Here is a 15,115-nt window from a genome sequence, read left to right on the forward strand (position 1 = left end):
AAATCCGTAGGAACGAGATATGGTTGCCAATCCCAAAGATTTAAAGACAGCGAAGACCGTCGGATTCAAGCTCGACGGCGAAGACATTCAGGCTTTCGAAGGCGAAACTATCCTTCAGGCGGCCAAGCGGCAGGGTAAGGAGATCCCGCATCTGTGTTACAAAGACGGCTACCGGCCGGACGGCAATTGTCGCGCCTGCGTGGTGGAGATCAAGGGCGAACGTGTCCTGGCGCCGTCCTGTTGCCGTTATCCGCAGGAAGGGATGGATGTATCGAGCACGAGCGAGAGGGCTCGCACTTCTCAAAAGCTGGTGCTGGAGCTTCTGCTCTCCGATATGCCGGAGCAAGGCAAATCGCCTTATAACCCTCATTCCGAGCTGGATTTCTGGGCAGACAAGATGGAGGTCGGGAACCCTCGATTCCCCGGTCGAGGGCAGCCGGCTCCCGATTTTTCGCACCCCGCCATCGCCGTGAATCTGGACGCCTGCATCCAGTGCACGCGTTGCGTGCGGGCCTGCCGCGAAGAGCAGATGAATGACGTGATCGGCTACGCGTTCCGCGGGCATCACTCCAAGATCGTTTTCGATCAGGACGACCCGATGGGCGAGAGTACCTGCGTGGCCTGCGGTGAATGCGTGCAGGCGTGCCCGACCGGTGCCTTGATGCCGTCCAAGAATGTCGGCCTGGTCGAACCCGACAAGAAGATCGATTCCACCTGCCCTTACTGCGGCGTCGGGTGTCTTCTGACCTTCAACGTCAAGGACAACAAGATCCTTTACGTCGATGGACGCGACGGCGATACCAATCACAGCCGTCTCTGCGTCAAGGGTCGGTTCGGTTTCGATTACGTCCACAATCCCTTGCGCCTGACCAAGCCTCTGATCCGCAAGGAAGGCGTGGCGAAGACCACGGAACTGCTCGATCCTAAGGACATCGAGCAGGTCTTCCGTGAGGCGACCTGGGAGGAAGCACTGGATTTCGCCGCTTCCGGACTCCGCAAGATTCGTGACGAGAAGGGCCCCCAAGCTTTGGCCGGCTTTGGCTCGGCCAAAGGCAGCAACGAAGAGGCTTATTTGTTCCAGAAACTGGTGCGTACCGGCTTCGGCACCAATAACGTCGATCATTGCACCCGCTTGTGTCATGCCTCGTCGGTTGCGGCTTTGCTGGAGTGCATCGGTTCCGGCGCGGTATCGAATCCGGTGGAAGATGTCGCGAAGGCCGAGGTCATCGTCCTCATCGGGTCCAATCCCACGGTCAATCACCCGGTTGCGGCCACGTGGTTCAAGAATGCGGTGCGGAACGGCACCAAGCTCATCGTGATGGATCCGATCCGCACGGAAATTTGTCGCTTCGCGACCTATTCGCTGCAGTTCCGTCCGGATACCGACGTGGCCTTGCTCAACGCGATCATGCATACCATCGTTGCGGAAGGCCTATACAACGAGGAATACATCCGAAAGCACACCGAAGGCTTCGAACAGCTGAGAGAGCACCTGAAGGACTACAATCCTGACCTGATGGCTCCCGTGTGCGGCATCCCAGCGGAAACCATCAAGGAGGTGGCTCGTCTTTATGCCAAGTCCAAGGCGGCGATGATCCTCTGGGGAATGGGGGTGTCCCAGCACGTCCACGGTACCGACAATGCCCGTTGCTTGATCTCTCTCGCTCTGATGACCGGCCAGATCGGCCGTCCGGGCACCGGTTTGCATCCGCTGCGCGGACAAAACAACGTGCAGGGTGCGTCCGATGTGGGGCTTATCCCCATGGTCTATCCGGATTATCAGCCGGTCGGCGATGCCGAAGTCCGCGCAAAGTTCGAAAAGCTGTGGAGTACTCAACTCGACCCCAAGCCAGGCCTTACCGTGGTCGAAATCATCCATGCCATCCATGATGGCAAGCTGAACGGTCTCTATATCGAGGGTGAAAACCCGGCCATGTCCGATCCCAATCAGAACCACGCCCGCGAAGCCTTGGCGATGCTGGAGCACTGCGTGGTGCAGGACATCTTCCTGACCGAAACGGCCGGCTTCGCCGACGTGATTCTGCCGGCCTCGGCTTTCCCAGAAAAGACCGGGACCTTTACCAATACGGATCGCCGTGTTCAGTTGGGACGGCAAGCCATCGACCCGCCGGGCGACGCTCGACAGGACTGGTGGATCATTCAGGAAATCGCGCGGCGTATGGGGTTGGACTGGAATTACTCCGGCCCTAAGGATGTGTTCAACGAAATGCGCCAGGCGATGGGCAGCATCGCCGGTATTACCTGGGACCGGCTGGAGCGGGACGACTCCGTCATCTACCCGTGCGAGCAAGAGGGTGATCCCGGTGAACCGGTCATTTTTGTGGATGAGTTTCCGCGCAAGGGCGGCAAGGGATTGTTCGTTCCTGCGGTATTCAGCCGCGCGAACGAACTGCCCGACAATGACTATCCGTTTGTCTTCATTACCGGCCGGCAGCTCGAGCACTGGCATACCGGCAGTATGACCCGGCATGCGAGCGTTCTGGATGCGATCGAGCCCGATCCGGTTGTCTCGATTCATCCGCTCGACTTGGAAGCCTTGGGCGGCAAGCCAGGCGAATTGATTACCATCGAATCGAGGCGCGGCAAGATCTCCGCCTATGCGAGGGTCGATACTGGGTTGCAGCCGGGAAGCTTATTCATGGCCTTCTGTTACAACGAAGCCTCGGCCAATCTGATCACCAACGAGGCGTTGGATCCCTACGGTAAAATACCTGAATTCAAGTTCTGCGCCGTCAAAGTTACACCCGGCGGCAAGTTGTCCGAACGGATCAGTTAATCGATAGATTGATCTAGGGCAGCCCTGACGGCGGATTTGTCGTCAGGGCTTTCTTGCGTGTTGCCCAAAAAACCCGTCTAACCGTGCTGTGCCGGGCTTCGCAGCAGTTCTTGCATTATTGACTTTTAATCCGAAATACTTCAACTTACGCACGCAGACGGGCTTGTCGGGGAATTTCCACGAGTACCTTAGGGAATGTTTCCTTACGCAACATAAAATCCGTCCTATTGTTTTTAGGGTAACTTATCGTTAACAAAACGTACTCTGTGTATACAGAATACGAGGAGGAAAAGAGATGAAAAAACCCGTGAAAAGTTGGCTGGTCGCAACGTCGGTCGCATCGTTGCTGGCAGCCCCGGGGATTTCCCAAGCCAATACCGAAGTCGAAGCCCTCACGAAGGACCCCAAGAACTTCGCGAGTTGGGGCGGGGATTACTATGGCATGCGCTACAGCGCGCTGGACCAGATCAATAATAAGAACGTAAAGGATCTTCAGCCTGTCTGGACTTTCTCGACCGGCATGCTGCGTGGTCACGAAGGTGGCCCTCTCGTCATCAATGATGTGATCTATATTCAGACGCCTTACCCGCACAAGGTTTATGCGCTGGATCAAGGCACTCAGTCCGTAATCTGGGAGTACTCTTACTCACCCGATAAGGATGTCGATCCCAACCAGGTTATCTCGGTCATGTGCTGCGACGTGGTAAACCGTGGTCTCGCGTACGGCGACGGCAAGATCTTCCTGGCTCAGGGTGACGCTACGCTGGTTGCCTTGGACGCCAAGACCGGCAAAGTGGTGTGGAAGACCAAGAACGGCGAACCCAAGCTCGGCATGACCAGCACCAACGCTCCGCTGGTGGTAAAGGATAAGGTCATCACCGGTATCGCCGGCGGCGAGTTTGGTGTGCGCGGTTTCCTCGCGGCTTACAACATCAAAGACGGTACCTTGGCTTGGAAAGCCTACAGCATGGGTCCGGATTCCGACATCAAGGTCGATCCGGAAAAGACCATGACCTGGACCGACGGCAAAATGGCGCCGGTCGGCAAGGACTCCAGCGTGAAAACCTGGGAAGGCGATCAGTGGAAGCTCGGCGGTGGCACCACCTGGGGCTGGTACAGCTACGATCCGAAACTCAATCTGGTCTACTACGGCTCCGGCAACCCCGGTACCTGGAATCCGAGTCAGCGTCCCGGCGACAACAAATGGTCGATGACCCTCTGGGCTCGCGATGCGGATACCGGCGTGGCCAAGTGGGTTTATCAGATGACCCCGCACGACGAATGGGACTATGACGGCATCAATGAGACGCCCTTGATCGATCTGAAAATGACCGACAAGAACGGCAAGGAGCACGACAAGTTGATCGTCCACTTCGATCGTAACGGTTTCGGCTATACGCTCGACCGTGAAACCGGCGAGCTTCTGGTTGCCGAGAAATTCGACAAGGCCGTCAACTGGGCCAGCCACGTCGACATGAAGACCGGCCGTCCGCAGGTGGTCGACCAATACAGCACGCACAAGGGCGGTCCCGACCACAACACCACAGGGATCTGCCCGGCCGCTCTGGGTAGCAAGGACCAGCAGCCGATCGCGTTCTCGCCCCGGACCAATTTGGTCTATATTCCGGGCAACCACGTGTGCATGAACTACGAGCCTTTCGAAGTCGAGTACACGGCAGGTCAGCCGTACGTCGGCGCGACTCTCACCATGTTCCCGGCCGGTGTTGACGCCAAGACCGGCGAGAAGAACGGTTCGCATAACCTCGGCGTATTCACCGCCTGGGATCCGACGACCGGCAAGATCGTTTGGGCTAAGGACGAACCGTTCTCCGTATGGAGTGGCGCGGTTGCAACCGCTGGCGATGTCGTGTTCTACGGCACCTTGGAAGGCTACTTGAAAGCGGTTGACGCCAAGACCGGCCAAGAACTTTACAAGTTCAAGACCCCGTCGGGCATCATCGGCAACGTCAACACCTGGAGCTACAAAGGCAAGCAGTATGTTGGCGTTATGTCGGGTCTCGGTGGCTGGGCCGGTATCGGTATGGCCGCTGGCCTCGAAGGCGAAAGCGAAGGGTTGGGTGCTGTAGGCGCATACCGTAGCCTCAGCAACTACACCAAACTGGGCGGTGTATTCACCGTATTCGCTCTGCCTAACAAATAAATCTAAAGCGTTAGTTGTATAGTACGCCCTGGCTGATTCGTCAGCCGGGGCGTTCTTTTTGTAGTGGTTTTGAATGCCGAATTTTTACGTTTACTCTTGGTCTTAAAGACGTTTGTTCAAGCTATAAAGGAGTCCTTCATGACCGTTAGGTGCGATACCCGTCGGGCAGTGGTGCTTTTGGCGTCATTGTTGATGCCTTTTTCCGTGGCTCAAGCGGATAAAGATGCTTTCAAGGTTTGCGCAGACCCGAACAATCCACCTTTCTCAGATAAGAACGGTCATGGTTTCGAGAACAAAATTGCCGAGCTGTTCGCTAAGGAGTTGGGAAAAAAAGTCGAATACACCTGGTTCCCGCAGCGGATCGGCTTCATTCGGAATACTTTAAAAGCGCAATTGCCGGACTCCGACGAATACAAGTGCGACGTGGTGATGGGCGTGCCTACCGGATATGAGCTCGCCGCGACCACCAAGCCTTATTACCGTTCGACGTATGCCTTGGTTTACCGGAAAAATCGCGGCTGGGACGACATCAAATCGCCCGAAGATCTTGAACGTCTTCCGGACGAACGGAAGAGCAAGCTGCGCATCGCCATGTTCGATGGAGCGCCAGGCACAACCTGGCTATTCAATCATCAACTCGCCGATCAAGGGATACCTTATCAAAGCATGTCGGGAGATGCGTCGGTCAATACCGCTCAGATTCTTGCGAAGGATTTCTCTGAAGGGAAAATCGATATGGTCATCGTTTGGGGGCCGATCGCCGGTTACCTCGTCACTCAAGGGAAACCCGGGGCTTTCGGGATGATACCCATGAAGTCGGAAGAGTCGGTCAAATTCGACTTCCCTATCTCGATGGCCGTCCGCTTTCCCGACAAGGAGCGGAAAGAGGAGTTGAACTCTTTGATCGAACGAAACGCGAAGAAGATCGAAGCGTTACTACACGAGTATCGCGTGCCCTTGGTCGATCAGAATGGAAACCTGATCGAAGCGGCAAATAAAAGAAAAAAATAAGATATGGCGGGAGGGGCAGGGCGGTGAAGCCTTGCCCCTGCCTCGTTATGACGGTTCCGGTAAACCGGGGTTTTTCAGCTTTCTCGCCGCATGTGCGGGAAGAGAATGACGTCGCGGATCGAGGGCGAATCGGTGAAGAACATTACTAACCGGTCTATGCCGATGCCCTCGCCCGCGGTCGGCGGCAGCCCGTATTCCAAAGCGCGGATATAGTCCGCATCGTAGTGCATCGCTTCTTCGTCCCCGGCATCCTTGTCTGCAACCTGTTTTTTGAACCGCTCCGCTTGATCTTCCGGGTCGTTCAGCTCCGAGAAGCCATTGGCGATTTCCCGTCCTCCGATGAACAGCTCGAATCGGTCGGTCACGAATGCATTCTGATCGTTGCGGCGGGCCAGGGGCGATGTTTCGGTGGGATATTCCGTGATGAATACCGGACCCATCAGTCGATGCTCTACGGTTTTCTCGAAAATCTCAGTCTGGAGTTTGCCTAGACCATCGCCTGGGGTGACGAGATAACCCAGGCGCTCCGCAACTTGGGCCGCCCGATCGCGATCGGCGAGATCCTCAGCCGTCAGGTCCGGATTGTAGCGAAGAATCGATTCGAGTACGGTCAGCCGTTCGAACGGCTGCGCCAAATCGTAACTTTGACTCTCGTGTACGACGGTGGCGCTTCCGAAGAGCTTAACGGCTAGGCCGCGTAGCATTTCCTCGGACAAGTCCATCAAGTCCCGGTAGTCTGCATAGGCCTGATAGAACTCCAGCATCGTGAACTCCGGATTGTGCTTGGTGGACAATCCTTCGTTGCGGAAGCTGCGGTTGATCTCGAAAACCTTTTCGAACCCGCCGACGACGAGGCGCTTCAGGTAAAGCTCCGGCGCGATACGAAGATACAAATCCATATCGAGCGCGTTGTGATGGGTGATGAACGGCTTGGCCCGAGCTCCTCCCGGAATCACTTGCATCATCGGGGTTTCCACTTCGAGGAAGTCCCGCTCGAGCAGAAACTGCCGAATAAACTGAACGATGGTGCTGCGCATCTTGAACACTCGCCGCGAATCCTCATTCATGACGAGGTCGACATAGCGCTGCCGGTGGCGGGTTTCTTCGTCCGTTAGGCCGTGAAATTTCTCCGGCAAGGGGCGCAGTGATTTGGTAAGAAGGCGAATGCCCGTGGCTCGTATGGACAGCTCGCCGGTCTTGGTTCGAAACGCCGTTCCCTCGACGCCGATGATATCGCCGATGTCCCAGTGCTTGAAGGCTTCATATTCGCCTTCCGGCAGGGCATCCTTCTGCAGGAAAATCTGAATGCGGCCGGACATGTCCTGAATATGGGCAAAGCTCGCCTTGCCCATCAGTCGCTTGCCCATCAGTCGCCCGGCGGCTTTCACCCGGATGTTGCGCGTTTCGAGGATGGCGCCATCCTCGTCCCCGTATTGGTCATGAAGTGCCTGTACCAGTGTGTTGCGCCGGAAATCGTTGGGGAAGGCAATGCCGCTCCGACGCAATTCAGTCAGTTTTTCCCGCCTCTGAGCGATGAGTTTGTTTTCGTCGAGTTGTTCGGTCATACCGTTTCTTGTTACGAAAATGTTTCAGGGAAAGCTCCGCTTGAGCGGAGTAAACCAGGCTGTTTGCGGCGGGCCGGGCATACTCCGACCGCCTTTAAGCCTCACAGGCCGCTTTTCAAGCTGGCTTCGATGAACATGTCCAGATCGCCGTCCAGCACGGCTTGCGGGTTGCCGGTTTCGACCCCGGTGCGCAAATCCTTGATCCTTGATTGGTCCAGTACGTACGAGCGAATCTGGCTGCCCCAGCCGATGTCGGACTTGGAATCTTCCAGTTTTTGCTTTTCCGCGTTGCGCTTCAGCATCTCCATCTCGTAGAGCTTCGCCCGAAGCTGTTTCATGCATCGGTCGCGGTTGGCGTGCTGGGACCGTTCGGTCTGGCACTGTACCACGATGCCGCTGGGAACGTGCGTGATGCGCACGGCGGATTCGGTTCGGTTGACGTGCTGTCCGCCGGCGCCGCTGGCCCGGTATACGTCGGTGCGGAGATCGGCCGGATTGATTTCGATATCGATCGTGTCGTCCACTTCGGGCGAAACGAATACCGAGGAGAACGAGGTATGCCGACGATTGCCGGAGTCGAACGGTGATTTTCGGACCAGACGGTGCACGCCGGTTTCGGTTCGCAGCCAGCCGTAGGCATATTCGCCCTCGAAGCGGATGGTAGCGCTCTTGATGCCGGCAACGTCACCGGGCGACTCTTCGATCAGTTCGGTCTTGAAGCCGCGGCGTTCGCCCCAGCGAAGATACATGCGTTCCAGCATTTCCGCCCAGTCCTGGGCCTCGGTGCCGCCGGACCCCGCCTGAATGTCGAGGAAGGCATTGTTCGGGTCCATTTCGCCGGCGAACATGCGCCGGAACTCGAGATCGGCTACCAGCTTTTCGAAGCGTTCGAGATCGGCAGCCACGGTGTCCACGGTTGCTTCGTCGTCTTCTTCCACCGCCAGTTCGAGGAGTTCCTCGGCGTCGTTCACGCCCTGCTCGATGCTGACCAGGTTGTTGACGACCGACTCGAGCTGCGTGCGCTCGCGTCCCAGATTTTGGGCTCTTTCGGGGTCGTCCCAGATCTTTGGGTCTTCCAGTTCCTTTAAAACTTCGTCCAGCCGCTCCCGTTTGGTATCGAAGTCAAAGGTACCCCCTAAGAGCTGCCTGGCGGCTCTTCAAGTCTTTGATTTGGTTGTAGAGGGGATTGAGTTCGCGCATGGTGAATGGTTTTCAGTATCCGGCGAAAAAACCGCGATAGTACTACAGATGAGCGAGAAGAAAAACGAGCGGAAGCGTGCGGCTCAACTCGGCATCAGTCCCAGCGCTCGTCTCGCACCTGAATCATGCCGTTTGCGATGCGGACCGGAAAGCACGGGAGGTCCTCATAGGCCGGGGGCTTGAGGACTTTGCCGGTCTTTAGGCAGAAGCGGGCGCCATGGCGAGGGCAGACGATTTCGCAGCCTTCCAGCCGGCCGCTCGCGATCTCGGCGCCATCGTGGGTACAGACATCCTCGACGGCATAATACTCGCCGTCGATCATGAACACGGCGACGTCGGTTCCGTCGACATCCACGACGACATGCTCGCCGTTTTGAAGACTGCCTTCACGGGCGACATCGATCCAGTCGGACATGAAACGACTCTCTCTTTATTCGGTACTGACGGTGTCGGCTTCGTTCTTGAGAGCCGCTTGCAACGAATGCCAGGCCAGGGTGGCGCATTTCACCCGGGCCGGGTAGGCGCGTACGCCCGACAGGACCGCCAGTTTGCCGATTTCTTCCAGGTTCACGGCGTCGTCGTTCTTGCCGGTGGTGATGCGATGGAACAGATCGAACAAGTGCTGGGCCTCGTCCTCGGTGTGGCCTTTGACGATTTCGGTCATGAGCGAGGCCGAGGCCGTCGAAATGGCGCAGCCCGAGCCTTGGAAGCTCACGTCCTCGATTACGCCGTCGTTGACTTTGACGTAAAGCGTGATTTTGTCGCCGCACAAGGGGTTGAACCCCTCGATCTTGCGGTTGGCGTCTTCCATCACCCGGAAATTGCGCGGGTTGCGGTTATGGTCGAATACGACTTCCTGATAGAGATCCCTGATCTGATCCAGCATTAGCCGAACACCTCGATGACTTTGCGAATACCGTCCACCAGGATATCGATTTCCTCGAAGGTATTGTAGAGCCCGAAGGAGGCGCGGGCGGTCGCGGGCACGCCGAAGAAGTCCATCACCGGCATGGCGCAATGGTGTCCTGCCCGGATGGCGATGCCGAGGTGATCCAGAATCGTGCCGATGTCGTGGGGGTGTATGCGCTCCAGCGTAAACGACAGGATGGCGCCTTTCCGTTCTGCGGTGCCGACGATAGTCAATTGCGGAATTTCGAGGGCTCGTTCCGTGGCGTACTGCAACAACTGGTTCTCGTACTCGGCGATGGCATCCATGCCTATGGTCTCGAGATATTCCACCGCCGTGCCCAGGGCAATCGCGTCCACGATGTTCGGCGTGCCCGCTTCGAATTTGAAGGGCAGGGCGTTGTACTCGGTTCTCTCGAAAGTGACGCGGCGGATCATGTCGCCGCCGCCTTGGTAAGGCGGCATGGCCTCGAGCCATTTTTCCTTGCCGTAGAGAATGCCGATGCCGGTCGGACCGTACAGCTTGTGCCCGGACAGGGCGTAGAAATCGCAGTCCAGGTCCTGGACGTCCACCACCATGTGAGGCGCCGCCTGCGCGCCGTCGAGAAGCACCGGAATCTCTCGACTATGGGCCAATTCGATGATGGCTTTGACCGGGTTGATCGTTCCCAGCGCATTGGACATGTGGCAGACCGAGACCAGCCGGGTGCGCGGCGACAGGAGTTGCTCGAACTCGTCCAGCAGAAGTTCGCCGGTTCGGTCGATCGGAGCGACCTTCAGCTTTGCGCCGGTTTGTTCGCACAGCATCTGCCAGGGGACGATGTTGGAGTGATGCTCCATGGCGGTGATGAGGATTTCGTCGCCTTCTTTCAAGGTGCTGCGGCCGAAACTTTGGGCAACCAGATTGATGGCTTCGGTGGTGCCCCGCACGAACATGATTTCGTGGCTGTGCTTGGCATTGAGAAACTGCTGTAGCTTCTCGCGCGCACCTTCGAAGAGATCGGTCGAGCGCTGGCTCAGGGTATGCACGCCGCGGTGAACATTGGAGTAGTCGTTCTCGTAAACCCGGCGGATGCAATCGATAACTGCTGTGGGCTTTTGCGTGGTGGCGGCGTTATCTAGATAGACCAGCGGTTTACCGTTCACCGTTTGGCGGAGAATCGGAAAGTCCTCGCGAAGTTTCGCGACGTTATAACCGACCGAGTTCGGCCGAGTTTTCAGGCTGGCCGCGCTTGGAGCGGAATGTGCTGCGTTCTGCGTCATAGCGGCTTGGGAAGCGGAAACCTTGTTCATAGCCAATCCTTTCGGATGTCGGATTGCGGCAGAAAAGACAACAGTTCGCTTTGAACCAGTCTTTTGAGACTGCTTAACCGTATCTTTTCGACCATTTCATTGGCAAAGGCGAAGGTAAGCATATTGCGCGCCGTCGGTTCATCCACGCCGCGCGATTCGAGGTAAAAAATGGCCTCCGGATCGAGTTGCCCTACCGTCACGCCGTGAGCGCATTTCACGTCGTCCGCGTGAATTTCCAGCTGCGGCTTGCTGTCGATCTCGGCGTCTTCCGACAAGAGCAGGTTGCGGTTGCTCATTTCGGCGTCGGTTTTCTGGGCTTCCGGGTGAACGACGATGCGCCCGGAAAAGACGCCCCGCGCGCGATCCCCGGCGATGCCGCGGTAGGTTTCGCGGCTGGTGCCGCAGGGTGCCCGGTGATGGATCAGGGTCTGGGTGTCCAGATGCCGCCGTCCGGTCGCGAGGAACAGTCCGTCCAGTTCGCACTCCGCCGCATGGCCCAATTGAGCGTGAATCTCGGTACGAGCCAAAAGGCCGCCGAAAGCAAGATGATGCTGGCGGAGTCGGGCCGAGCGCGCCTCTCGCGCGTAAATGCCGCCGAAGTGATAGCTCTTGGCGGTCTCGCTCTGAAGCTTGTAATGGTCGAATCCCGCATTCTCGCCCACCGAGATTTCGGTGACCGAGGCCGTGAGATAGCTTGAGTCTCCGATACCCGCATACGTTTCAACGAGGCTGGCTTCGGCATTCTGCTCCAGCGCGACGAGATTGCGGGTCACAGACAGTCCGTCCGGGCGTGTCGAGAAATGGATCACCTGCAAGGGTCTGTCCAGAACCTTGCCGGCCGGGATGTGCACGAATGCGCCGTCTCTGAAATACGCGGTGGTGAAGGCGATAAAGCCGTGAGCTACTTCCGGAACCACTTGGTTGAGTAAGCCCTCGATCAGATCGGGATACTGTTCCAGCGCGTTGGCCAGAGATGTCGCGATTACGCCCTCGGGAAGGTTGGCAGTCACGGAATGTTCGGCGGAATAAACGCCGTCGACGAAGACCAGCAACCAGGCACCTTCCAGACGGAGCCGCGCCAGAGCGTTCGTATCCGTCGCGCCTGCGGGCGCGCCCACAGTCGGCACGAACAGCTTCTTCTCCAGGGTGGCGACATTGGTGTATTTCCACTCTTCCTCGCGCGGCGAGGGAAAGCCGCTGGCGGAGAAGCGGCTTTGGGCCTCTTCCCGCAGCCGGCGCAGCCACGGCAGATGCTCGCCCGGCAGCTTCGATGCCAATTCGCGATAGTGTTCGACGTAGTGCTGAGCCGCGCTCATATCAGGCACCCGCAGACGTCAGTTGATCGACCCAGCCGTAGCCTTTCTTTTCCAGTTCCAGCGCCAGGCTGGCATCGCCCGATTTCATGATCCGGCCGTGGGCGAGCACGTGAACCTGATCCGGCTTGATGTAGTTCAGCAGGCGCTGGTAATGGGTGACCAGGATGAAGGAGCGGTCCGGAGAACGCAGGGCATTCACGCCGTCCGCCACCAGCTTGAGCGCGTCGATGTCGAGCCCGGAGTCGGTTTCGTCGAGAATGCACAGGCTCGGTTCGAGCACCGCCATCTGGAGGATTTCGTTGCGCTTCTTTTCGCCGCCGGAGAAGCCTTCGTTGACGCCGCGGTATAGGAACTGCTCGTCCAGATTTACTGCCTTGATCTTCTCCTTGACCAGTTTCAGGAAGTCCATGGCGTCGACTTCGCTCAGGCCCCGATGTTTGCGGATGGCGTTCAGGGCGGCCTTCAAGAGATAAATATTGCTGACGCCGGCGATTTCCACCGGGTATTGAAAGGCGAGAAAAACGCCTTCACGGGCGCGCTCCTCGGGTTTCATCTCCAGAAGATTCCGACCGAGATAGCTCACGGTTCCATCGGTGACTTCATAACCCGCGCGACCGGCCAGCACGTGGGACAGCGTGCTCTTGCCGGAGCCGTTCGGTCCCATGATGGCATGGACCTCGCCTGGTTTGATGTCCAGGCTGATGCCTTTGAGGATGGGTTTGTCGTCGACCCGGACGTGGAGATTCTCGATTTTGAGCATAACTGACTTACCTGAGGTTTATTCTGTTGGATGGATCGACCGGGATACTAGCCTACGCTGCCTTCCAAACTGATTCCCAAGAGCGCCTGGGCTTCCACGGCGAATTCCATGGGCAGCTCCTTGAACACTTGCTTGCAGAAGCCGTTCACGATCATCGATACGGCGTCTTCGGCGGACAAGCCGCGCTGCATGCAGAAGAACAGCTGGTCCTCGCTGATCTTGGAGGTGCTGGCTTCGTGTTCCACCTGAGCCGTGGGTTGCTTGACCTCGATGTAGGGGAAGGTATGCGCGCCGCAACGATCGCCGATCAGCAGCGAGTCGCACTGGGTGTAATTGCGCGCATTCTCGGCGCTTTTCAGAATCTTCACCAGTCCGCGATAGCTGTTCTGGGCGCGGCCGGCGGAAATCCCCTTGGAAATGATGGTGCTCTTGGTGTTCTTGCCGAGATGGATCATCTTGGTGCCGGTGTCGGCCTGCTGGCAATGATTGGTTACCGCAACCGAATAGAACTCGCCCACCGATTCGTCGCCGCGCAGGATGCAGCTCGGGTATTTCCAGGTGATGGCAGACCCGGTTTCCACCTGGGTCCAGGAAATCTTGGATTTGCGGCCCCGGCAATCGCCCCGCTTGGTGACGAAGTTGTAGATGCCGCCGCGGCCTTCTTCGTCGCCCGGATACCAGTTCTGCACCGTCGAATATTTGATCTCCGCGTTGTCCAGGGCCACCAATTCCACCACCGCGGCATGCAGTTGGTTTTCATCCCGCATCGGAGCGGTGCAGCCTTCGAGATAGCTGACGTAGCTGCTATCTTCGGCAATGATGAGAGTGCGTTCGAACTGGCCCGTTTTCGCGGCGTTGATGCGGAAATAGGTGGACAGTTCCATCGGGCAGCGCACGCCTTTCGGGATGTAGACGAAGGAGCCGTCGGAGAACACCGCCGAATTGAGCGCCGCGAAGAAGTTGTCGCCGGGCGGCACTACGCTGCCGAGGTATTGGCGCACCAGGTCGGGATGGTTCTGGATCGCTTCCGACATGGAGCAGAAAATCACGCCCGCTGCCGCCAGCTTTTCCTTGAAAGTCGTCGCCACCGATACGCTGTCGAACACGGCGTCGATGGCTACGCCGGCCAGCCTTTCCTGCTCGTAAAGCGGGATGCCGAGCTTGTTGTAGGTTTCCAGCAGCTTCGGGTCCACCTCGTCCAGGCTCTTCGGCTGTTCCTGGGACTTCGGCGCCGAGTAGTAGCTGATGGCCTGATAATCGACCGGTCCATAGTGGACGAAAGCCCACGTCGGCTCTTCCATGTTCAGCCAGTGACGGTAGGCTTCCAGCCGCCATTCGAGCATGAACTCGGGCTCGTTCTTTTTGGCCGAGATGGCGCGTATCACGTCCTCGTTGAGGCCGGGTGGAAGGGTATCCGCCTCCAGGTCGGTGACGAAGCCCGGCGCATAGTCCTTTTTGATGAGTTTATCCAGGGTTTTCGCTGTCGCAGACATGATGTTTACTCCGCGCCTTTATCTCGGCTGATAGTGAAGGGTGCTGACCGGGATATGGATTTCCTCGGACGCTTTAGTCAAGGGCATGACCATATCGGCCAGGCTGACCGACTCCAGGGCGGTTCGGATCGCCCGGTTGATGACGCCCCAATGGCCACGAATCTGGCATGACGACGACTGCTGGCACTGATCGTGGTCGAGGCCGCATTCTGTCAAGGCGATCGGTCCTTCGAGGGCGTAAATGATAGTCGCCACGCTGGTCTTGTCCGGCGATCGGGTCAACTGATATCCGCCTTTGGCGCCGCGCGTGGATTTGAGGATGTCGGCTTTGGTCAAACTCTTCAGAATCTTGCTCACCGTCGGGATCGCGACTCCGGTCGAATCGGCCAAATCGGTCGCGGCATAAGTGCGTTCGGGTTCTCCGGCCATATGTCCCAAAACGATGATGGCGTAATCGGTTAGTTTGCTGATGCGAAGCATGGCGCTACCTTTCTAATTAAGGACCATTTTAGTCCTATATAAATCCCAAGTAAAGTAGTAGGCTTTTGTTGAACCCGGCTGTTTTCTGGACCTCGAAGGATATACAGATTGCGGTTGCACAATGTTGGAGCTC

The 15,115-nt window shown here is 57.5% G+C and carries 12 protein-coding genes; 3 read left to right on the plus strand and 9 right to left on the minus strand.

Annotated elements, in window-relative coordinates; translation table 11 throughout:
- Positions 1-19: 19 nt before the first annotated feature.
- From fdhF to ACR2TX_RS10665, 3 genes are all read left to right on the plus strand, one after another.
- A complete protein-coding gene (gene fdhF / locus ACR2TX_RS10655; RefSeq protein ID WP_077730326.1) occupies positions 20-2,797 on the plus strand; it encodes a formate dehydrogenase subunit alpha in 2,778 nt (925 codons plus the stop codon).
- Between the two features lie 295 nt (positions 2,798-3,092).
- Positions 3,093-4,958 (plus strand): methanol/ethanol family PQQ-dependent dehydrogenase, encoded by a 1,866-nt coding sequence (locus ACR2TX_RS10660; protein WP_077730327.1) that lies wholly within the window; start codon positions 3,093-3,095, stop codon positions 4,956-4,958.
- A 138-nt stretch (positions 4,959-5,096) separates the two neighbouring features.
- Positions 5,097-5,969 carry a substrate-binding domain-containing protein gene (locus ACR2TX_RS10665; protein WP_077730328.1) on the plus strand — a complete coding sequence of 291 codons (873 nt, stop codon included), beginning with the start codon at positions 5,097-5,099 and terminating at the stop codon, positions 5,967-5,969.
- A 74-nt stretch (positions 5,970-6,043) separates the two neighbouring features.
- Here ACR2TX_RS10665 and lysS read toward each other — a convergent pair whose 3' ends face one another.
- The 9 genes from lysS to ACR2TX_RS10710 all read right to left on the minus strand — a co-directional run bounded on the left by lysS (position 6,044) and on the right by ACR2TX_RS10710 (position 14,982).
- Positions 6,044-7,534, minus strand: coding sequence for a lysine--tRNA ligase (gene lysS / locus ACR2TX_RS10670; protein WP_156879663.1), 1,491 nt, complete (start codon positions 7,532-7,534; stop codon positions 6,044-6,046).
- 101 nt (positions 7,535-7,635) lie between these two features.
- A protein-coding gene (gene prfB / locus ACR2TX_RS10675) for a peptide chain release factor 2 (RefSeq protein ID WP_133719003.1) occupies positions 7,636-8,734 on the minus strand; the annotation gives its coding sequence in 2 pieces (ribosomal slippage) (positions 7,636-8,658 and positions 8,660-8,734; 1,098 coding nt in all).
- Positions 8,735-8,828: 94 nt separating this feature from the next.
- The gene (locus ACR2TX_RS10680) at positions 8,829-9,149 is read right to left on the minus strand and encodes a non-heme iron oxygenase ferredoxin subunit (protein ID WP_077730331.1); all 321 of its coding nucleotides are present in this window, start codon (positions 9,147-9,149) and stop codon (positions 8,829-8,831) included.
- A 15-nt stretch (positions 9,150-9,164) separates the two neighbouring features.
- Positions 9,165-9,620 carry a Fe-S cluster assembly sulfur transfer protein SufU gene (sufU, locus tag ACR2TX_RS10685; protein ID WP_347257771.1) on the minus strand — a complete coding sequence of 152 codons (456 nt, stop codon included), beginning with the start codon at positions 9,618-9,620 and terminating at the stop codon, positions 9,165-9,167.
- Positions 9,620-10,933, minus strand: a complete 1,314-nt coding sequence (locus ACR2TX_RS10690; protein WP_434132107.1) for an aminotransferase class V-fold PLP-dependent enzyme — start codon at positions 10,931-10,933, stop codon at positions 9,620-9,622. The genes sufU and ACR2TX_RS10690 overlap by 1 nt, the downstream gene beginning before the upstream one ends.
- Complete coding sequence (gene sufD / locus ACR2TX_RS10695; protein WP_434132110.1) at positions 10,930-12,249, minus strand: Fe-S cluster assembly protein SufD; 1,320 nt, start codon at positions 12,247-12,249, stop codon at positions 10,930-10,932. The genes ACR2TX_RS10690 and sufD overlap by 4 nt, the downstream gene beginning before the upstream one ends.
- Position 12,250: 1 nt before the next feature.
- Positions 12,251-13,009 carry a Fe-S cluster assembly ATPase SufC gene (gene sufC / locus ACR2TX_RS10700; protein WP_434132113.1) on the minus strand — a complete coding sequence of 253 codons (759 nt, stop codon included), beginning with the start codon at positions 13,007-13,009 and terminating at the stop codon, positions 12,251-12,253.
- Between the two features lie 47 nt (positions 13,010-13,056).
- The gene (sufB, locus tag ACR2TX_RS10705; RefSeq protein ID WP_086134254.1) at positions 13,057-14,502 is read right to left on the minus strand and encodes a Fe-S cluster assembly protein SufB; all 1,446 of its coding nucleotides are present in this window, start codon (positions 14,500-14,502) and stop codon (positions 13,057-13,059) included.
- Positions 14,503-14,520: 18 nt separating this feature from the next.
- On the minus strand, positions 14,521-14,982 hold the full coding sequence (locus ACR2TX_RS10710) for an SUF system Fe-S cluster assembly regulator (protein ID WP_077730336.1): 462 nt from the start codon (positions 14,980-14,982) through the stop codon (positions 14,521-14,523).
- Positions 14,983-15,115: the final 133 nt, after the last annotated feature.

The organism is Methylocaldum sp. GT1BB, assembly GCF_051027545.1.
GTDB lineage: Bacteria > Pseudomonadota > Gammaproteobacteria > Methylococcales > Methylococcaceae > Methylocaldum.